We start from the raw sequence: 18236 nt of genomic DNA, 5'->3' as shown, positions 1-18236 counted from the left end.
GGTCAGCAGCTCGTAGAGGCACACGCCCAAGGCATAGATGTCCGAAGCGCGCCTGGTGTGGCCCAGGTGCTGCTCGGGCGCCATGTAGGCGAGCGTGCCCGACGTTTCGCCCACGGTCAGTTGCGGCGAGGTGTCCTGCGCCACCCGGGCCAGGCCGAAATCAAGGATCTTGATATAGCCTCGGGTGTCGAACATGATGTTGGAGGGTTTGAGGTCGCGGTGCAGGATCTTGGCCTGGTGGGCGCTGGAGAGCGCGAAGCAGATGTGGCCGAAGATCTCTTGGCACTCCTTCAAGGTGAAGCGCTGCCGCTCCTTCAGGATCGCGGACAGGGTCCTGCCTTCGACGTAATCCAAGACGAGGAAGAGCTCGTCGTTATCCTCGATGATCTCATGGATGCCCACGATCAGGGGATTGCTGATCTTGGAGATCATCCTGGCCTCGGCGATGAATTGCTCGCGCTTGTGGGAGTCCAGTCGCAGCTCCGGGCGCATCTTCTTCACCGCTACGAACCGGTCGAGGTTCCGGTCATAGGCCTTGAAGACGACCCCCATGCCGCCTTCGCCGATCTGCGCGACCAGCTCATATTTGTCGCGGAGGAGCCTCCCGGGCGCGTCCGCCGGGGCGGACGCGGACAGCGCGCTCTGCTCGCGCACCTTCTTGGAAACGCGCCGTTTCACGGCGCGCTGGGCCGCGGCGACCAGGGCCGCGGGGTCCACGGGTTTGAGCAGGGCCTCATCGGCCCCCCATTCGAGCAGGCGGCTGACCCCCTGCAAGGCCTTCTCCAGGGGGAACCTGTCCATCATGAATATGAAGCGCAGGTCCGGGTCGTTGCTTCTGAGTCTCTGTCCGAGCTCCATGCCGGTGTCCTTGGCATGGGTGGAATTCGTGCCGATGATGACGGCATGATAGGTCCCCGGGGTCTTGACGAGCTCGCAGGCCTGCTTGCCGTCTCCGGTGATGTCCACGGCGAAACCGGCGTTCAGGAGCCCCCGGGCCAGGTCCGGCATGACGGCCCTATCGTTGTCCACCAGCAGAAGGCTTTCCCGCCGCTGAGAGTCGCAGCGTCCCGACAGGGTCCCCGCGGCCAGCAGGCCGCCGATGAGGTCCGCCTGTTCGCGCATCAGTTGGACCACCCCTCCCTTGCGCAGGGATTCCAGCGCTTGGTGGACCGGATCGTCGCTGGAGAGGTAGTAGGTGACCGCCTGAGGCACGGCCTTGCGCACCGAGGCGGCCAGGATCGCCGCGTCCTGGAAGGTGCCCTGGAACAAGACGGACACGACGTGCCCCATGATCCGGGCGTCATCCTTGGGCGCGCGCGTGAAAAACTTGCCCAAAACGCCGCGGGGATCGGCCGAGGGCCGGAAAACGGAAAGTCCCATGAGGAACTCGGAGAGTCCCACGGGCGACTCGAGGGCGATCGGCTGGATGCCCATGTCCTTGAATGCCATCTGCAGGACATGCGCCATGAAGAGGGTATGGTTGACGAGGAAGACGATGGGGGTCTTGACTTCGCAAACCGCCCTCAGGAATTGCTCGGGGATCGGCCACTGCAGCATCCTGACGAGATGCGGCGCCGTCGGGGAGTTCAGCGCGGCGGGCTTGACCAGGAACAGGGGGAAGCCGCCTTCATCCTTCTGGACCTGCACCAGCGCGTCGATCTCCGTCTGGGGCAGGGTTTCGAGGTTGACCACCATGGCCAGGGCCTTGGTGGTCCCGAACTTGTGAGCGGCCTGTATCGGCGTGGCCACGGCTAGAGCCTCGAAGCCGCTCTGTCCCAGCGAGCGCGAGACGTCCTGGATGAAATACCGGTCGGAGGTCACTACGAGTACGAGGCCTTTGGAATCCACCATGCTCCCGGAATCGCTATTATAACATAGCGGTGCCGAGACGAAAGTCCGGCAGCAAGGCTAATCTGTTAGAATCTACGGTATCCCGGGGACCTGATGGCAGAGCGCAAGCGCATCCTGATCGTGGACGACGACCCGTCTGTCCTTGAGAGTCTGGCGGCGTATTTGACCCAGCAAGGCTATGAGGTCATGACCGCGGACAACGGCAAGGAGGCCCTGCAACGCGTCCTGGCCGAGCGCCTGGACCTGATCCTGCTGGACTTGATGCTGCCCTTCAACGATGGTTACAGCATAGCCCGACAGTTGACCGGCAAGTTCGGAGCCCAGGCCCCCAAGATCCTCATATTGACCTCACGCGATATGGCGCGCGAGAGGGAGGCCGCGCTGGCCAGCGGCGCCTGCGACGTGCTGATGAAGCCGGCCGCCATGGCCGACCTGACCGAACTCCGGGACAGACTCCGGGCGCTCCTGGCCGACCCGTAAGCCCCATGCGCATGAGGCACGGAGGATTCGGACTTGCCGTTGCGCGGGCGGCCGCAGCCCTGGTCATCGGCGCGGCGGGACTCTCCGGATGCAGCCCCTGGCTGAGCCGGGCGGAGACCCTTCAGCTCGGCATCTGCGGCCTCGTCGCGAGCGGGCACGGCGACAAGGAGACCTTCATCCGCCAATTCGGCACCCCCACGGCCTGCCAGGCGCTGGCCTCCGGGCAGTCCTGCGCGTGGCTCAGCGAGTCGGGCGCCGAGCCCGCCTTCTCGGATGAGATGCGGGTGGAGTTCGATGGGGCCGGCCGCTTCGTCTCCGGCGCGGCGCAGGTCCGGCGCGGCGGCCGCGCGTACAAGAACGCGGAGCCGGATGAGAAGTGCAAGGCCGCAAGGACCGCAGATGCCTCCGGCAACCCGCCGGCCGCAGGCGTCCAAGTCCTCTACGACCGGATGAGAGAGTCCTATGCGGCCGACCAGGAGAAAGCGGCCGCTCTGTGGAGCCGGCTGAGCTTCACGGGCCGAGGACAATTGGAGTCCTACATCATCGCCACCAAGGGCCAAGGCGGCACCTTGACCTGGAAGTTCCATGTCGATGGCGGCCTGCCCGCGGCGGAGCAGGAATTCGTCTCTTGGTTCCTCCAGAGATTCACCTCCTACCAGCCCGTCAAGGACTGATGCGCGGGCGTTCCCATAAGATATAATGCCCTGCCCGTCGGACAGGGCCAGGAGGTCGCCATGACGATCATCGCACTGCTGTTCAGCTGGGGCCTGACGAGCGCGTCGGCCCAGGTCAACATCTCTCCCGCCCAGGCCAAGGACTATGTCGGCAAGAAGGTCACGGTCTGCGGGACCGTGGCCAGCGCCTCGTTCCAGGAGAAAGGAAAAAAGGCGCCGACCTTCCTCAACCTCGACGTCGCCTATCCCAAACAGATCTTCACGGTCGTGATCTGGGGCGCGGACCGCAAGAAGTTCGGCAAGCCCGAGGCCGACTATCTCAAGAAGAAAGTCTGCGCGACCGGCACGGTCGAGACCTTCAAGGAGAAACCGCAGATCGTGGTCAGCGAGCCGGCCCAGATCACCGTGGCCCAGGAGAAGAAGGAGGCGCCTGCGGCGACGCCCTCGGCGGCCCCCAAGAAGGCGCCGTGAGGCTCGGGCCGTATCTGGCGGCGGCCGCCCTGCTCCTGGCTGTCTGCGCGCGCGCCGAAGAGCCGGCGCAATGCCATTACGCCTACAGCGTCTGGAACGTGAAGGCCAAGGCCTCGAAGGCCCATCGCACCGTGGCCAAGCCCTACGCGCAGCTCACGGCCAAGGAGAAAGGGCCGCTGGGCTGCACTCCCTGCGAGGAGGACCAGGTCGCCGTCAAGCTCCCCAATGGGCTGGAGCTGCGCGCCTGCCGGCTGGTCGCGGACAAGATCCATGACGCCCTGGAGGCCGCTCTCTCCAGAGGCCAGAAGATCGTCAGCGTCGTGGGCTACCGCGCGCAGATGAGCAAAGGGCCCGCCGACAAGAGCGGAAACCGCACGGAGCTTTCCAACCACGCCTTCGGCGTCGCGGTCGACCTCAACGAGGACTACAACGGCCTTTACAACAGCTGTTTCTCATGGTCGCCCAAGTGCGTCCTGGGCAAAGGCGGCAAATACCGGCCCGGCTCCGAGCTGTCCTTGACCGAGCAGAGCCCCGCGGTCCAGGAGATGAAGAAGATCGGCTACGATTGGGGCGGGAAGATCGAGGGGAGGCAGAAGGATTTCATGCACTTCTCTCCGACTGGATATTGAACGAGCGCCCGGCCGAAGGCCGGGCGCCACCGGCGTCCCCCTACGAGGGGGACGCCGGTTCCGTTGGGGTGGCCAAGCCGTATTTGCCTGTGGTCCTCTCCTTCCGTCGTGACTTCCTCCGCCGGATGCGCTCCATCTCCTGGAGCCTCTCAGAGGTCTCCGGAGAGACCTTCATCTCGATCCGGTCCACCAACTCCCGCAGAGCCAGGAAGCGATTGACCGAGCGGCGCCGTTCCCTCTGGCAGCGCACCCGGATTCCCAGGGGGGGATAATAGAGCTGGACGCAGTTGGCGGTTTTGTTGATCTTCTGGCCGCCCTTGCCTCCGCCGCGCACGAAGGATTCCTGGATGAGGCGGATGTCGATGGCGAGGCGGGTGATGCGGGATTTGAGGTCGGCGAGTTTGGCTGGAGAAACGTCAAAGGACTCGTTTAGATTCACAGCGCTGGCCACCCCAACGGAACCAGCGCTCCCCTCATAGGGGAGCGCTGGTGGCGCCCGGCCGAAGGCCGGGCGCTCGTCGTTATTCCTGCCCCTCCGCTTCCGATCTGGGGTGGAGCTCATGGGACCAGAAGATGGCCCGGATGAACTCGCGGTTGAGGCGCGCGATGTTGGTGAGCTTGATCTCCTTGGGACAGACCGCCTCGCACTCCGCCTCGTTGGAGCAGTTGCCGAAGCCCTCGGCGTCCATCTGCTTCTGCATGGCCAGGACCCGGCGGTCGCGCTCGGGCTGGCCCTGCGGCAGGAGCGCGAACTGGGAGACCTTGGCCGAGACGAAGAGCATGGCCGAGGCGTTGGGGCAGGCGGCCACGCAGGCGCCGCAGCCGATGCAGGCCGCCGCGTCCATGGCCGCCTCCGCCTTGTCCTTGGGGATGAGGATGGCGTTGGCTTCGCCCGCGCCGCCGGTGTTGACGGAGACGAAGCCGCCGGCAGCCATGACGCGGTCCAGGGCCGAGCGGTCCACCACCAGGTCCTTGACGACCGGGAAGGCCCGGGCGCGGAAGGGCTCCAGGGTGATGGTGTCGCCGTTCTTGTAGGTGCGCATATGCAGCTGGCAGCCCGTGGCGGCCTGGTCCGGGCCGTGGGGCTGGCCGTTGACGGTCATGCAGCAGGTGCCGCAGATGCCCTCGCGGCAGTCATGGTCGAAGGCGATGGCTTCCTCGCCCTTGGCCACGAGCCCCTCGTTGACCACGTCGAGGGCCTCGAAGAACGACATGTCCGGCGTGCAGCCCTTGGCCTCGTAGGTGACGAAGCTGCCGGGCTCCTCCGGCCCTTTCTGGCGCCAGACCTTTAAGGTCACATCCATGGTGGTCTCTTGAGTGGTCATGCGTAGTTCCTCTGGGACGGCACGATGTCCTTGAATTCGAGCTTCTCCCGGTTCTGGACCGGCGGCTGGCCCTCGCCCGCGTACTCCCAGACCGCCGCGTGGCTGAAGTCGGCGTCGTCGCGCCTGGCCTCGCCCTCCGGGGTCTGCGACTCCTCCCGGAAATGGCCGCCGCAGGATTCGCGGCGCTCCAGCGCGTCGCGCACCAGGAGCTCCGAGAACTCCAGGTAGACGGCCACTCGGTTGGCCCGCTCGTAAGTCTGGTTGAAGTCCTCTCCCGAGCCGGTCACGATGACGTTCTTCCAGAACTCCTCGCGGATAGCCGGGATCTTGGCCAGGGCCTCCTTCAGGCCCTTCTCGTTGCGGGCCATGCCGCAATTGTTCCACATCAGTTTCCCGAGTTCCTTATGGAAACTGACCGCGGTGCGCTTGCCCTTGATGGAGAGGAGCTTCTTCTGGCGCTCCTGGGCGGCCTGCTCCGCGTCGCGGAAGGCCTGGTGGCTGGTGTCCACCTTCGGGAGCTTGGTCGAGCCGAGGAAGCCTCCCAAGGTGTAGGGGATGATGAAGTAGCCGTCGGCCAGGCCTTGCATCAGGGCCGAGGCGCCCAAGCGGTTGGCCCCGTGGTCCGAGAAGTTCGCCTCCCCCAGGCAGAACAGGCCCGGGACCGTGGTCATCAGGTTGTAGTCCACCCACAAGCCGCCCATCGCATAGTGCACGGCGGGATAGATGCGCATGGGGACCTGGTAGGGATTCTCCGCCGTGAGGTGGTGGTACATGTCGAAGAGGTTCCCGTACTTCTCCGCGATCTTGGGCTGGCCCTGGCGCTTGATGGCGTCGGCGAAGTCCAGGTAGACCGCCAGGCCGGTGCGGCCCACGCCGCGGCCGTCGTCGATCATCTGCTTGGCCGCGCGCGAGGCCACGTCCCTGGGCACCAGGTTGCCGAAGGTCGGGTACTTGCGCTCCAGGTAGTAGTCGCGCTCGTCCTCCGGGATCTGGCCGGGAGCCCGGTTGTCGCCCTTCTTCTTGGGCACCCAGACCCGGCCGTCGTTGCGCAGGCTCTCGCTCATGAGGGTCAGCTTGGACTGGTGCTCGCCGGACTGCGGGATGCAGGTCGGGTGGATCTGCGTGAAGCACGGATTGGCGAAGCCCGCGCCTTTCTTATAGGCGGTCCAAGCCGCGCCCACGTTGCAGGAGTTGGCGTTGGTGGAGAGGTAGAAGGTGTTGCCGTAGCCGCCCGTGCACAGGAGCACCGCGTGGCCGGCGTAGGACTCGAATTTGCCGTTGAGCAGGTTGCGGACCACGATGCCGCGCGCCACGCCGTCGACGACGACCAGCTCCACCATCTCGCGCCGCGGGAACATCTTGACCTGGCCCTTGCCCACCTGGCGCATGAGCGCGGAGTAGGCTCCCAGCAGGAGCTGCTGGCCGGTCTGGCCTCGGGCGTAGAACGTCCGGGAGACCTGGGCCCCGCCGAAGGAGCGGTTGTCCAAGGACCCGCCGTAGTCGCGCGCGAAGGGCACGCCCTGGGCCACGCACTGGTCGATGATGGAATTCGAGACCTGGGCCAGGCGGTAGACATTGGCCTCGCGGGCGCGGTAGTCGCCGCCTTTGACCGTGTCGTAGAAGAGCCGCCAGACCGAGTCGCCGTCGTTGGGGTAGTTCTTGGCCGCGTTGATGCCGCCCTGGGCGGCGATGGAATGGGCGCGCCGGGGGCTGTCCTGGATGCAGAACACCTTGACGTTGTAGCCCATCTCGGCCAAGGAGGCGGCGGCCGAGGCCCCGGCCAGGCCGGTGCCGACCACCAGGACGTCGAACTTGCGCTTGTTGGCCGGGTTGACGAGCTTGAGGTCGAAGCGGTATTTGTCCCACTTCTGGGCGACCGGCCCGTCCGGGATCCTGGCGTCGAGTTTGAGGCTCATCGTGCACCTCCGAGGAAACAGGCCCATATCGGTATGGCGGCGAAGGCTCCCGCGACCACGATGGCGAAGAGGACCCCGACGATCTTGATCAAGGGCGTGTACTTGGGATGGTCGAGGCCCAAGGTCTGGAAGGCGCTCCAGAAGCCGTGGCTGAGGTGCAGGCCCAGCCCGGCCAGGGCCAGCACGTAGAAGGCCGCCATCCAGGGATTGGCGAAGAACTCCATGACGCGCTGGAAGAGCTCCTCGTCCCGGAAGGCGCTGCGCCAGCCGTACTTGAAGGTGGCCACATGGACGATCAGGAAGAGCGCGACCATGATGGCCGTGTAGAGCATGGTGATGGAGCCGATGGTGCGGCCGCCCTTGGACACGCTCATCTCATAGGCCACGGGGCGGGCCTGCCAGTTCTGCCAGCGCGCGTAGAGGGTCACGATGGCGTGGACCAGGCCGATGGCCAGCAGTCCCAGCTCGGCCAGGGGTGTGAGCGGGTTGGTCTGCAGGAAATGGGCATAGGCGTTGAACTGCGGCATGCCCCAGAACAGGATGAGGTTGCCGCAGAGGTGCGGGACCAGGAAGCCGACCAGGCAGAGTCCGGCCAAGCCGACCGTGACCTTCTTGCCCATGGACGAGTTGAGGAAGTCGAAGAGCCAGCGCATCGCGTTTTGTTCTCCTTGCCGCCCACCGGGCGGCACATGATTCTATAAAGTGCCGTGTCCGTCCGCCGTGACCGACGTCATCATCCGCGTCCGACCTGCGTCTTGTCTTCGGATTCTATAATTATTAGAAACTCTAATACAATCACCCCCGGCCGGGGCGGGAAAAGACCCAGACGGGCTAGGCCCAATACCTTCTCGGGAAATGCCTTTTAGACCTAGGCTTTTCCCCAGGGGAGAGCTAGACTAGTGGCGATGAACCTCGTTGCTCGGCGCCTCGGGCCGGCGGCTCTCGCCTTGGTCCTGGCTTTGCCGGCCTCGGCCGTGCAGGTCGAGATGCACATCGCCCCCCGCGCGGCCGGCTATGGAGTCTACGCTCTTCCCGCCCTGTCTCCGAGCCTGAGCGCTCCGTCCTTGAGCTTGGCCGCGCCTTCCTTGCTCCCGCCTTCGGCTGCGGCCTTGGCCCCGACCCCGATCCCGGTCTTGACGCCCGCGATCGTCGCGCTGGCGCCGGCCGCGGCCCCGGCTGTCGCCGCGCCCGCCACTCTGACCGAGACCCTGCAGCAGGGGCTGGACCAGTACGGCAAGGCGCAGGCGGCGGACCCGTCCGGCGCCGCCGGAGCCTCCGTCATCCAGGGGCTCTACGAAGGCCGGAACGATTCCCAGGGGCTGAAGTCCCTGGACAGCGGAGTCCTGGTCAACGACGAAGGCGTGGGCGTCTTCGGCAAGGCCGCGGCTTACTATAAAGAGATCCAGCGCACCGTTGAGAAGCTCAAGGGCCGGGTGGAGCTGGGCGAGAGCCTGGACGTGATGGACGACGCCTACGGAGACGTCTGGTCCAAGCTCAAGGCCGTGGAGGCCATCGCCCAGAGCCGCAACGTGGAGGAGCATAACACCCACCTCGATGAGAGCCTGGTCTGGGTGGACGGGGTCATGAGGGACCACGGCCGCAACGTGGCCATCCAGACGCACCGGGTCTATTTCCACCACAGCGCCAACCCGCAGTCGGAGATCGCCGAGGGCACCCGCCGGGTGGACAAGTACCTCGACGACGCCCTCAAGCAGTTCTCCAGCCACGGCCGGGCCGAGAAGGCCATGGGGGTCTTCGACGAGGTGATCCTGGCCTTCGACACGCGGGGCTACCAGGAGATCAAGGAGCATCTGCAGCGCCGCGAGGCCGAAGTGGCCAAGGCTTCGGGCGGGCGCTACCGCTTCGTGTATCTCGACGACCTGGTCAAGCCCCCGGCGAGCCCCGAGGCCATGCGCGCGGACCTCAACGTCCTCACCGAGAAGTACCGCGGCAAGGGCCTCGACAAGATCATCGAAGGCGTCATCTACAGCCGCTACGTGGGCCTGCTCTTGGAGCTGAAGACCTTGGAGCATTACCTCGACGCAGGCTATAAGATCCTGCAGAGCGGCCGGGAGCTCTTCGACGAGCGGGGAATGTACGTGACCGAGCTCGACGCGGTGGTCCAGGGGCCGGACGGCAAGGTCTCGGTGGTGGAGGCCAAGTCCGCCCGGGTCGCGCTTTCTCCCGAGGACGTGCTGCGGGAGAAGGTGCTCGCCAAGCTCGACTGCTACACGAAGAACCGGGCCCTGCTCGAGAAGTTCGTCGGCTCCAAGTTCGACGAGGTGGTCTTCTCATTCGACGTGGGGCGCCAGCCCTACCTTGCCGAGTACCTGAAGGGCCGTGAGGCCGAGCTGTCCAAGAGATACGGCGTCGCGGTGCGGTTCCTGTTCCTGCAGACCGGCCCGGCGCAGGGCGCCAAGGGCAAGCACCGCAAGTAGCGAAAATTGCTAACATCCCCTTCGTCGTGAACCACGCGAAGGGGGTCTGATGGCTGAACCGCAAGGCGCTCCCACGTCCTTCCTCGGCAAGTTCCTGGTCCTCAAGGGCGCGGTCCGCGAGCTCTGGATCATATTCGGCGCCAAGGTCCTGGCCATCCTCGCCTACGGCATCATGAACTCCACCTTGGTGCTGTGGCTCTCCTCGGACCTGGGCTACTCCGACACCAACGCGGGCTTCATCGTCACCGCCTGGTCCACGGCCATGACCCTGTTCACGGTGATGGTGGGCTCGCTGGTGGACGCCATCGGCCTGCGCAAGGCCTTCCTGCTGGGCTTTGTCGTGTGCATCCTGTCGCGCGGCACCATGACCTTCATGACGGCCCGGCACGCCGTGCTCATCCTGGGCCTCCTGCCTCTGGCTTTGGGCGAGGCCCTGATGACCCCGGTGATGGTGGCCGCGGTGCGGCGCTACTCCACCACGGCCCAGCGCTCCATCTCATTCTCCGTCTTCTACGCCATGATGAACGTGGGCTTCCTCATCGGCAGCCTGCTCTTCGATTACCTGCGCAAGGGCCTGGGAGAATACGGGACCTACCTGGTGCCCGTGCTGGGCGCGCATCTGAGCACCTACCGTACGCTTTTCTTGATCAGCTTCCTGATGACCATCCCGAACCTGCTCATCATGTACTTCGGATTGCGCGAGGGGGTGGAAGCCACGGACGAGGGGGTCAAGATCACCCCGGACCAGCCGCGGTATCCGGGCGAGAACGTGTTCAAGGCCCTCGGCCTGATGGCCCGCGACGCTTTCCGCGACACGGTGCGCATATTCGCCGGGCTCTGGAAGCAGCCCGCCTTCTACCAGTTCCTGGCCTTCATATCCCTGGTCGTGGGCGTGCGCCTGGTCCTGCTGCACATGTACTACACCTATCCCAAGTTCGGCATCCGCGAGTTGGGCGCGGGCGCGCCCATCGGCCGTCTGTGGGCGCTGAACTCCATCGTGGTCATCATCCTGGTGCCCATCGTGGGCGCCTTGAGCCAGAGGATCTCGGCCTACCGCATGGTGCTCTTCGGCACCGCGCTGACCGCAAGTTCCGTCTTCCTGATGGCCATGCCCCCCGTCTGGTGGCAGCCCTTGGCGGACGGCCTGCCCGGGCACCTCATCGCGCAGAGCTGGCTGGGCGTGCCGGGGCCGGTGAACCCTTACTACGTCATGATCTTCGTCTACGTGATCATCTATTCCGTGGGCGAGGTGTTCTGGACCCCGCGGCTCTACGAGTACACGGCCGCCATCGCGCCCAAGGGGCAGGAAGCCTCGTACATGTCGCTCTCCTTCCTGCCTTTCTTTCTGGCCAAGCTGCTGGCCGGCTCGCTCTCCGGCATCCTGCTGACGCGCTATTGCCCGGCGACCGGACCGCGGCACTCGGAGACCCTGTGGCTCATCATCGCCCTCATGGCCGTGATCACCCCCATCGGGCTGGTGGTCCTGCGCCGCTTCATCCAGGTCCACGAAGCGGGCCGGGACGAATAGGCGATGAAGCCGAGCGAGTGCGTGTCGGCCGTCATCAAGGGCCTGCGCCGGCTCTATCCGGACGCGCACTGCGAGCTGGACCACAAGACTCCCTTGGAGCTGTTGGTCGCGACCATCCTCTCCGCCCAGTGCACGGACAAGCGGGTCAATGTGGTGACCAAGACCCTTTTCAAGAAGTACCGCACGGCGGCGGATTACGCGCGGGCCGACACCGTTGAATTGGAGGGGCTCGTCCGATCCACGGGCTTCTTCCGCTCCAAGGCCAAGTCCATCCAGGAGACGGCGAAGATCCTCGTGGCCGAGCACGGCGGCAAGGTTCCGGACACCATGGAAGAGCTGCTGCAACTGCGCGGTGTGGCGCGCAAGACGGCCAACGTGATCCTGGGCACTGCCTACGGGCGAGCCTGCGGCATCGTGGTGGACACGCACATGAAGCGCGTCTCGTTCCGGCTGGGTCTGACCGATGAGACCGACCCGGAGAAGGTCGAGCAGGATCTCATGAAGCTCGTTCCTAAGAAGGACTGGATCTTCTTCAGCCAAGCCATGGTCTGGCACGGCCGCCGGGTGTGCTTCGCGCGCAACCCGGACTGCCCGGGCTGCGCCCTGAACGTCCTCTGCCCCAGACGCGGGGTCTGAAGCGGCCTACTTCGGAGCGACGGCCCTCAGGATCCCTTTGATGTGCTCTTCCATCAGTGCCGTGGTCACGAACCTCTTGGGCTCCTTGACGAACGCGTAGCACCCGAACTCCCGGATGCTGGCATGCGATTCCACGGCCAAAGCGTAGCCCATCGCATACCGGGAGCCCTCATCGTCTCTCTTGACCGATATGCTTTCACCCGCTCGCAGGAGGAACTGCTGTCCCCCGGAGCCCTGATCCTTCTTGATCGCGAGCTCGCAGAATGATTCGCCGTAGATGGGCTCATCATTGTCTCCGGTGATGACCGCCGCTTCCTGGGTGGAAAGGATCTTGCCGTGATGGAAGACCACCGAGACGTTCTCAGCGGGCAGGACGATATCCCGCAGCGCGAGCAGGCGGGTGCCGGCGGGCAGCTTGTTCAATCTCCGGTCATTCTCTCGGGAGTAGGCGGGAGCGCTCTCTTGGCTCTGGGCGACGACTTCCGGGACGATCCCTTCGGCCTCCTGCGCATCCTTGACGCTCAGGTCGCGGAACTCGCCTGAATTCGGGGCGTCTTTCAAGTCGGAGGGGACGTTCAAATGATTTCTATGCGCCACCGCCAAATATAGGGCCGGTATCAGGACCAGACTTAGGCCCAGGATCGCTTTCGTTCTCATAAACCCTCCCACAGAAGAAATAGTATCCCCAGAAGCGGAATCTGTCAAGGAGGGATTTGATCAGCTCTTATTCCTAGCTATCCGGCTCCGGTATTGGGTCATTCGGTAATCATGCCTTAGGCCTTAATCCGGACAGTCGTTGCCCCACTCGACCCAGGCCCAGGAACGTTCGGGTTGTTACAATCCCATATATGCTCAAGATGACCAGACGGGTGCTGTGCGCGGCCGTGGCATTGGGGGGACTGAATGCGATCGCCCAGCCGGCCCGGGCATTCAAGGTCGTGCATCACCAGCAGATAACGACCGGGGTCCTCACGGAGCTGGGGTTCGACGCGGCTTCCGTCTCGGTCGTGAATGCGAGCAACGCCAAGACGGACACGGGCAAGGAATCCTTGGTCGATGAAGCGCATTTCGACAACGAGTCTTTGGCGCAGGGCTCCCGGAGGCTGCGCGACCTGCGCGACGGCATCGTCGCCGCCCTCGCCAACCGCGACCGCAAGACCGCTCTGGACGACCTCGGCCGCGCGCTCCACACAGCCCAGGATTTCTTCTCGCATTCGAATTTTGTGGAGAGCAACGGCGACGACGCCGCCGTGGATCTGCTGACCCTGCAGGACCCTGCGCAGGACCTCCCCTGCGACCAAAAGACGCACAAAGGTGGATTGACCACCGGCTACTACCCCATAGACCACTGTCCTCCGCTGAAATGCACCCATCAGGATCTGAACAAGGATACTCCGAACCGGAAGGGATTCGACCGCGCCGTGGCCATGGCGGCGCGGGAAAGTCGGCACTATGTGGAGGCCGTGCTGGAATCGATCCGCCTCCAGACCTGGCCGAACGAAGGACAGGGCCAGGCGATGGTCCAGTTCTTGAAGAGCGCCCAATAGATTTTGTGAAAGGGAAAGCGCTGGGCTTGGCCATGGTCCTGATTCCGTCCTTCTGTCTGGGGGCTGGGAGCGGCAGCTTGGCCAGCGCCGTCAATTCGGGAAGCGCTTTCCAGCAACTGCAGTCCGGCGTCCCTGCGGCGAACCTGGCAGTGATCCCTGATGTCGTGGGGCGGCCGGTGGCCGCGGGCGTGGCCGCTGAAATGGCCATGCTCCTCGGGTTCGATGGTTCTGTCGGCAGCGACGGGGTGCCGGCGCCCTGGCAGCTCAAGGTGAAGGTCGGGATTGCCGAGGTGAAAAACATCCTTGAGAACGGCGAGAAGGCGCTGCACCTCGTATGCAAGGACTCGTCATTCGCGGTCGAGAGACAGATCAACGTCAATGTGGCCGATTATCGCAGGCTGGCCTGGAAATGGAAGGCCGTGCATCTCCCGCCCCAAGGAGACCTGAGGAACAAAGGAGCCAATGATCAGGGCCTGCAGCTATTGCTCGCCTTCGCGGGCCGCAAGACGCTCAGCTATGTCTGGGACTCGAATGCCCCCGAGGGGACGGTGTCGGACGAATCCATAGGCTGGCCCGTCAACATGAAGATAAAAGTGATGTCCGTCAAGACCGGGGCTGCCGACGAAGGCAAATGGATCACTTTCAGCAGGAACGTCTACGATGATTATAGGACCATTTTCGGCGAAGCGCCCGGGGCCGTGCAGGGAGTACGGGTCCAGTCCAATACCCAATATACCCATTCCGTGGCCGAGGGCTATGTTGGGAACATCGTTTTCAGCAGGATCGAATAGCTCTACCGCGCCGCCGGTTGTTGTATGATAGCGTGTATCCCGGCGAGGGCCGCTCGGCCCCAATGAGGAACCATGGAAAACAGACCGCTCTATATGCCGGAGGACCGCATCCCCTTGGCCAGGCTCATCCCCATGGGCCTGCAGCACGTGGTGGCCATGTTCGGGGCCACGGTGCTGGCGCCCATCATCATGGGCTTCAACCCTCAGGTGGCGCTGTTCTTCTCGGGAATCGGAACCCTGATCTTCGTTTTCGTGACGCGCTTCAAGGTCCCGAGCTATCTGGGTTCTTCATTCGCTTTCATCGGGCCGGTGCTGGCCGTGACCGGCGGCAAGCCGGAGAACATCCCGTTCGCGCTCTGCGGCATCGCCGCCGCGGCTCTGCTCTACGGCATGGCGGCGGTGGTCACCATGAAGTGGGGCTCGGGCTGGGTGGACCGGCTGATGCCTCCGGTGGTGACGGGCACGGTGGTCGCCATCATCGGCTTGAACCTGGCGTCCTCCGCGGTGGCCAACTCCTTGAACGAGAGCTTCGCCATCCGGGGTATGGACGACCTGGTGCGCCTCTCCATCGCGGGCGTCACCTTCCTGACCGCGGCTTTAGTCTCGGTGTATCTCAAGGGCTTCATCCGGCTCCTGCCCATCCTGACCGGGGTCTTGGTGGGCTACGGTCTGACCGCCTCCTTGGGCCGGCTGGACCCGGCAGCTTTAGCCGCCATCCACAGCGCCTCTTGGATAGGCCTGCCGCCTTTCCAGACCCCGGCCTGGAGCTGGAACGCGGTCTTGGTCATCGCCCCTATCTTCGTGGTGCTGGTGGCTGAGAACAAGGGGCATATCGCGGCGATATCCACCTGCATCGACCGGGACCTGAGCCCGCACCTGGGTCGGGCTTATCTGGGCGACGCTCTGGCCAGCCTGGTCTCGGCCTTGGGCGGGGGGACTCCCCAGACGACTTACGCTGAGAACATGGGCGTGATGGCGATCACGCGCGTGTTCAGCGTGTCCAATTTCATCATGGCGGCCTGCATCGCCATGGTCTTGGGCGTGAGCCCGAAGTTCGGCGCCGTGATCCAGTCCATACCGGCCCCGGTCTTGGGCGGGGTGACTTTGGTGCTCTACGGCTTGATCACGATCATGGGCGCCAAGATCTGGGTGGACGCCAAGGTGGATTTCTGCCGGCAGAAGAACCTCATCGTGGCCGGCTCCTCCATCATCGTGGCCACCGGCCTGGGCATCAAGGGGTTCTCAGTGGGGGGGCTCAACATCGCGGGCATCGCCTTCGGCACGGTCCTGGCTTTGGCGCTCAACTGGCTGATGTCATTGGGCGAGCCGTCTGCGGAGACGGCCTGCACGCCTTGCGAGCATGCCGCGGGGGGAGGATGCGATCATGGCTGACAAGCTCAATCTCAATGGCGAAACGCTCGCGATGCTGCGAGAGGCTTTCCATCTGGCGGAGCTCTCACCGGAGATAAAGGCCGACGAAGTCTTGAGGCTCTTTCCCAACAGCGGCCTCTTCGCATACGTCCCTGACGAGCATATCATCGAGCAGGACGAGGCGGGAAAGGACCTCTACGTCCTGTGCTCCGGCCAGGTGGTCATCACGAAGATCTTCGGCGGCGCCGGGATCACCTTGGCTACCTTGGAGCCGGGGGCCGTCTTCGGCGAGATGGCCCTGCTGCGCGACGGCATACGCGTGGCCACCGCCGTGGCCCGGGCCCAATGCCAGGTCTTCCGCATCGTCGCCCGGGATGTGGAGACCGTGCTCAAGAGCCATCCCCGCCTGGGGACCATGCTCCAGGAGCTCGCCGCCAAGCGCTCCCAGTAATCCTCGCCGGCCGGGGGGCTATGGTATAATCCGAAGTGGTGCGGAGGATACCAGCATGGCTCTTAAGCTCGATCTTGACAACAACGCGGTCGCGATCCTGCGGCAGGCTTTCCGCCTGGCGGGACTCTCCCCGGAGATAAAGGCGGACGAAGTCTCAACCGTCTTCCCCAACAGCGGCCTCCTCGCCTACTCCCCCGACGAGCACATCATCGAGCAGGATGATACGGGAAAGGACTTCTACATCCTGTGCTCGGGGCAGGTCGCCGTCACGAAGACCTTCGGCAGCGCCGGGGTCACCTTGGCTACCCTGGAGCCGGGGGCCATCTTCGGCGAGATGGCCCTGCTGCGCGACGGTATCCGCGTAGCCAGCGCCGTGGCCCAGGGGCAGTGCCGGGTTTTCTGCATCGTCGCCCAGGATATGGAGACCGTGCTCAAGAGCCATCCCCAGGTGTGGACCAGGCTCCAGGAGCTCTCCGCCCAGCGTTCCTAGTAGACCCCGCCGGTTTGTGAAGTTTGTGAGGGTCTGACCCCGGCTATTCGTTCTCTATGGGGCTGACGTAGACGTGGCCGTTGACGTGCGTGCCGATGTGGAAATAGGACCGCATGAACAGGTCGTCGTTGCCCAGCGCCTTGATCGCCGCCACGCGGATGCCGGAGTCGGACTCGCGGCTCATGTCTTTGAGCGCGTCCTGCACGTCCCACTGGTTCCTCGCCGCGTAGAGCGCGTAGATGGCCGTGACGCGCAGACCCTGGTCCAGCCTGCGGTCCTTGGCCAGGCCGAACACCAGGTCCCTGGCCTCGGAGCGGTTCATGGCCAGGAACAGGCTCTTGACCGCCTCGACTCGGATGTCCGCGTCTTCCGAATCGGACTTGGCGATGTCCTTGAGCGTGTCGAGCACCTCCGCGGTCCCCGTGCAGTCGAACAGAGCCCAGATCGCGGCCTTGCGCACCGCGGGCTCCCGTTCGCTGCGGGCCGCGTCGCGCACCGCGTCGCGGATGTCGGAGAAGGAGAAGGCGGACTGGTAAAGGGCCTTATAGGCCATCTCGCGCACCGCAGTCGCGCGGTCGCGGCGCGCCAGGTCCAGAAGCTTGTCGCGCGTCTCGTTGAGGTTCGTGACCCAGAACAGAGTCCGCACCGCCTCGCGCCGCACGCCCACGTCCTCGCGCGTGTCGCCGGCCAGCTCGAAGACCCGGTCGCGAACATCCGTGTTGATGCCCTGCTCGAAGCGCGCGGTCTTGAGCGCCTCCTTGCGCACCTCGGGGTCGCGGTCTTTGAGCATGTCCAGGAGATCGTCGTGGTCGATGGCGGCCGCCAGACTCCGCGCGGAGACCTTGGTCTCCTGCAGGATGCCCTGGAACGCGGAAGAGAACTGAGCGTCGCTCAGGGGCGCCGGACCGGAGGCCCAGGCCGGGCACAGCGCTGCTGCGAGCAGGAAAGCCATCATAGGTTGCACCTCTATTTGGCCTGCGGCGGAAGGGAATTGAGCACGCACAGGGCCGCGCCCAGAGACGCCAGGGTCGGCTCGTCGAACTCGTTGAGGTCCACGCTGCCCGTCACCCACAGGCTCCGGCCCATGCCCGAGACGTTCAGGTTCAGGCCCATCTGCCCCCAGAGGCTGAAGCCCCCGCCGGCGTAAGGCGTGGCCTGCAGCCAGATGTTCTTGTGGTTCACCCAGCCGTTGATCGAGTAGCTGCTGCCCGAGCGGTTGATGGACAGATTCACCATGCTGCCGCTCAAAGTGTAGCCTTGGCGGGGATCCTGGCTGCTGTACGGGGAGGCGCTCAGGTAAAGGTACTGGCCGCCCGCATTGCCGTTGAAGGAGAAATAGGCGTTGCCGCTCTTGCTCCCGTTGAGGTTGATGCGCAGGGACATGTCGCGCACGTCGTAGAACGGGTCGTTGGAGTCCACGTTCATGCTCACGGAGGTCCAGCGGGGGGAGGCGGCCTTGATGGCGGCCAGGCCCTCGGACAGGGCCGGGGTCAGGAGATCGGTCTTGGCTTGCTCCAGGCCTCCAGCCAAGGCCGGAGCGCCGAGCAGCGCGACCAAAGCCGAGCAAAGCATGGTTCTCATCATTGTCCCTCCACTATGGGGGAATTGTAGTACCTTGGGGCCTACCCTGTCTAGGTC

General features: G+C 64.7%; 20 protein-coding genes. 12 read left to right on the top strand and 8 right to left on the bottom strand.

Features of this window, described 5'->3' with window-relative positions; genetic code table 11:
* A partial coding sequence (locus NTY77_14350) for a protein kinase (GenBank protein MCX5796671.1) occupies nucleotides 1-1851 on the bottom strand: 1851 nt, incomplete at its 3' end.
* A gap of 93 nt (nucleotides 1852-1944) precedes the next feature.
* Here NTY77_14350 and NTY77_14345 point away from each other — a divergent pair.
* Genes NTY77_14345 through NTY77_14330 form a run of 4 tightly spaced genes read left to right on the top strand, consistent with a single transcriptional unit; the run spans nucleotide 1945 to nucleotide 4105 of the window.
* A complete protein-coding gene (locus NTY77_14345) occupies nucleotides 1945-2331 on the top strand; it encodes a response regulator (GenBank protein ID MCX5796670.1) in 387 nt (128 codons plus the stop codon).
* Between the two features lie 11 nt (nucleotides 2332-2342).
* Complete coding sequence (locus NTY77_14340; protein ID MCX5796669.1) at nucleotides 2343-3005, top strand: hypothetical protein; 663 nt, start codon at nucleotides 2343-2345, stop codon at nucleotides 3003-3005.
* Nucleotides 3006-3065: 60 nt separating this feature from the next.
* The gene (locus NTY77_14335) at nucleotides 3066-3476 is read left to right on the top strand and encodes a DNA-binding protein (GenBank protein MCX5796668.1); all 411 of its coding nucleotides are present in this window, start codon (nucleotides 3066-3068) and stop codon (nucleotides 3474-3476) included.
* Complete coding sequence (locus NTY77_14330; protein MCX5796667.1) at nucleotides 3473-4105, top strand: M15 family metallopeptidase; 633 nt, start codon at nucleotides 3473-3475, stop codon at nucleotides 4103-4105. The genes NTY77_14335 and NTY77_14330 overlap by 4 nt, the downstream gene beginning before the upstream one ends.
* A 40-nt stretch (nucleotides 4106-4145) precedes the next feature.
* Here NTY77_14330 and NTY77_14325 read toward each other — a convergent pair whose 3' ends face one another.
* The 4 genes from NTY77_14325 to NTY77_14310 form a co-directional block, all read right to left on the bottom strand.
* Entirely contained in the window at nucleotides 4146-4544 is a 399-nt protein-coding gene (locus NTY77_14325; protein MCX5796666.1) for a peptide chain release factor-like protein, read from the bottom strand.
* Between the two features lie 82 nt (nucleotides 4545-4626).
* Nucleotides 4627-5430, bottom strand: a complete 804-nt coding sequence (locus NTY77_14320; GenBank protein MCX5796665.1) for a succinate dehydrogenase/fumarate reductase iron-sulfur subunit — start codon at nucleotides 5428-5430, stop codon at nucleotides 4627-4629.
* Complete coding sequence (locus NTY77_14315) at nucleotides 5427-7346, bottom strand: fumarate reductase/succinate dehydrogenase flavoprotein subunit (protein MCX5796664.1); 1920 nt, start codon at nucleotides 7344-7346, stop codon at nucleotides 5427-5429. The genes NTY77_14320 and NTY77_14315 overlap by 4 nt, the downstream gene beginning before the upstream one ends.
* The gene (locus tag NTY77_14310) at nucleotides 7343-7999 is read right to left on the bottom strand and encodes a succinate dehydrogenase cytochrome b subunit (GenBank protein ID MCX5796663.1); all 657 of its coding nucleotides are present in this window, start codon (nucleotides 7997-7999) and stop codon (nucleotides 7343-7345) included. The genes NTY77_14315 and NTY77_14310 overlap by 4 nt, the downstream gene beginning before the upstream one ends.
* Before the next feature lie 252 nt (nucleotides 8000-8251).
* Between NTY77_14310 and NTY77_14305 the strand changes: the two genes are divergently transcribed.
* From NTY77_14305 to nth, 3 genes are read left to right on the top strand one after another with little or no spacing between them, the layout of a single operon-like run.
* Entirely contained in the window at nucleotides 8252-9784 is a 1533-nt protein-coding gene (locus tag NTY77_14305; GenBank protein MCX5796662.1) for a hypothetical protein, read from the top strand.
* 49 nt (nucleotides 9785-9833) lie between these two features.
* A complete protein-coding gene (locus NTY77_14300) occupies nucleotides 9834-11312 on the top strand; it encodes an MFS transporter (GenBank protein MCX5796661.1) in 1479 nt (492 codons plus the stop codon).
* Between the two features lie 3 nt (nucleotides 11313-11315).
* Nucleotides 11316-11948 (top strand): endonuclease III, encoded by a 633-nt coding sequence (nth, locus tag NTY77_14295; GenBank protein ID MCX5796660.1) that lies wholly within the window; start codon nucleotides 11316-11318, stop codon nucleotides 11946-11948.
* A 6-nt stretch (nucleotides 11949-11954) separates the two neighbouring features.
* On the opposite strand, the gene NTY77_14290 is transcribed toward nth, so the two are convergent.
* A complete protein-coding gene (locus tag NTY77_14290) occupies nucleotides 11955-12527 on the bottom strand; it encodes a hypothetical protein (GenBank protein MCX5796659.1) in 573 nt (190 codons plus the stop codon).
* Between the two features lie 278 nt (nucleotides 12528-12805).
* Here NTY77_14290 and NTY77_14285 point away from each other — a divergent pair, with 278 nt between their 5' ends.
* The 5 genes from NTY77_14285 to NTY77_14265 all read left to right on the top strand — a co-directional run bounded on the left by NTY77_14285 (nucleotide 12806) and on the right by NTY77_14265 (nucleotide 16598).
* Nucleotides 12806-13495, top strand: a complete 690-nt coding sequence (locus NTY77_14285; GenBank protein ID MCX5796658.1) for a hypothetical protein — start codon at nucleotides 12806-12808, stop codon at nucleotides 13493-13495.
* Between the two features lie 77 nt (nucleotides 13496-13572).
* Nucleotides 13573-14286 carry a DUF3047 domain-containing protein gene (locus tag NTY77_14280; protein ID MCX5796657.1) on the top strand — a complete coding sequence of 238 codons (714 nt, stop codon included), beginning with the start codon at nucleotides 13573-13575 and terminating at the stop codon, nucleotides 14284-14286.
* A 72-nt stretch (nucleotides 14287-14358) separates the two neighbouring features.
* The gene (locus tag NTY77_14275) at nucleotides 14359-15678 is read left to right on the top strand and encodes an NCS2 family nucleobase:cation symporter (GenBank protein MCX5796656.1); all 1320 of its coding nucleotides are present in this window, start codon (nucleotides 14359-14361) and stop codon (nucleotides 15676-15678) included.
* The gene (locus NTY77_14270; protein ID MCX5796655.1) at nucleotides 15671-16108 is read left to right on the top strand and encodes a cyclic nucleotide-binding domain-containing protein; all 438 of its coding nucleotides are present in this window, start codon (nucleotides 15671-15673) and stop codon (nucleotides 16106-16108) included. Before NTY77_14275 ends, NTY77_14270 begins: the two co-directional genes overlap by 8 nt.
* Before the next feature lie 55 nt (nucleotides 16109-16163).
* A complete protein-coding gene (locus NTY77_14265; GenBank protein MCX5796654.1) occupies nucleotides 16164-16598 on the top strand; it encodes a cyclic nucleotide-binding domain-containing protein in 435 nt (144 codons plus the stop codon).
* 43 nt (nucleotides 16599-16641) lie between these two features.
* Here the strand turns inward: NTY77_14265 and NTY77_14260 are convergent, their stop codons facing one another.
* Together NTY77_14260 and NTY77_14255 are read right to left on the bottom strand one after the other, a co-directional pair.
* Nucleotides 16642-17553, bottom strand: coding sequence for a HEAT repeat domain-containing protein (locus tag NTY77_14260; protein ID MCX5796653.1), 912 nt, complete (start codon nucleotides 17551-17553; stop codon nucleotides 16642-16644).
* Between the two features lie 11 nt (nucleotides 17554-17564).
* Nucleotides 17565-18179 carry a hypothetical protein gene (locus NTY77_14255; GenBank protein ID MCX5796652.1) on the bottom strand — a complete coding sequence of 205 codons (615 nt, stop codon included), beginning with the start codon at nucleotides 18177-18179 and terminating at the stop codon, nucleotides 17565-17567.
* Between the last annotated feature and the right edge of the window lie 57 nt (nucleotides 18180-18236).

It is taken from the genome of Elusimicrobiota bacterium (genome assembly GCA_026388095.1).
Lineage (GTDB): Bacteria > Elusimicrobiota > Elusimicrobia > UBA1565 > UBA9628 > UBA9628.
This window is presented reverse-complemented; position numbering and strand designations above follow the sequence as displayed.

Excerpts from the sequence above, each read along its gene's own strand:
- NTY77_14310 (MCX5796663.1), bottom strand. The coding sequence starts at position 7,999 with ATGCGCTGGCTCTTCGACTTCCTCAACTCGTCCATGGGCAAGAAGGTC.
- NTY77_14335 (MCX5796668.1), top strand. The coding sequence starts at position 3,066 with ATGACGATCATCGCACTGCTGTTCAGCTGGGGCCTGACGAGCGCGTCG.
- NTY77_14265 (MCX5796654.1), top strand. The coding sequence starts at position 16,164 with ATGGCTCTTAAGCTCGATCTTGACAACAACGCGGTCGCGATCCTGCGG.
- NTY77_14320 (MCX5796665.1), bottom strand. The coding sequence starts at position 5,430 with ATGACCACTCAAGAGACCACCATGGATGTGACCTTAAAGGTCTGGCGC.
- NTY77_14345 (MCX5796670.1), top strand. The coding sequence starts at position 1,945 with ATGGCAGAGCGCAAGCGCATCCTGATCGTGGACGACGACCCGTCTGTC.
- NTY77_14305 (MCX5796662.1), top strand. The coding sequence starts at position 8,252 with ATGAACCTCGTTGCTCGGCGCCTCGGGCCGGCGGCTCTCGCCTTGGTC.
- nth (MCX5796660.1), top strand. The coding sequence starts at position 11,316 with ATGAAGCCGAGCGAGTGCGTGTCGGCCGTCATCAAGGGCCTGCGCCGG.
- NTY77_14255 (MCX5796652.1), bottom strand. The coding sequence starts at position 18,179 with ATGAGAACCATGCTTTGCTCGGCTTTGGTCGCGCTGCTCGGCGCTCCG.
- NTY77_14340 (MCX5796669.1), top strand. The coding sequence starts at position 2,343 with ATGAGGCACGGAGGATTCGGACTTGCCGTTGCGCGGGCGGCCGCAGCC.
- NTY77_14270 (MCX5796655.1), top strand. The coding sequence starts at position 15,671 with ATGGCTGACAAGCTCAATCTCAATGGCGAAACGCTCGCGATGCTGCGA.
- NTY77_14300 (MCX5796661.1), top strand. The coding sequence starts at position 9,834 with ATGGCTGAACCGCAAGGCGCTCCCACGTCCTTCCTCGGCAAGTTCCTG.
- NTY77_14260 (MCX5796653.1), bottom strand. The coding sequence starts at position 17,553 with ATGATGGCTTTCCTGCTCGCAGCAGCGCTGTGCCCGGCCTGGGCCTCC.
- NTY77_14315 (MCX5796664.1), bottom strand. The coding sequence starts at position 7,346 with ATGAGCCTCAAACTCGACGCCAGGATCCCGGACGGGCCGGTCGCCCAG.
- NTY77_14275 (MCX5796656.1), top strand. The coding sequence starts at position 14,359 with ATGGAAAACAGACCGCTCTATATGCCGGAGGACCGCATCCCCTTGGCC.
- NTY77_14285 (MCX5796658.1), top strand. The coding sequence starts at position 12,806 with ATGACCAGACGGGTGCTGTGCGCGGCCGTGGCATTGGGGGGACTGAAT.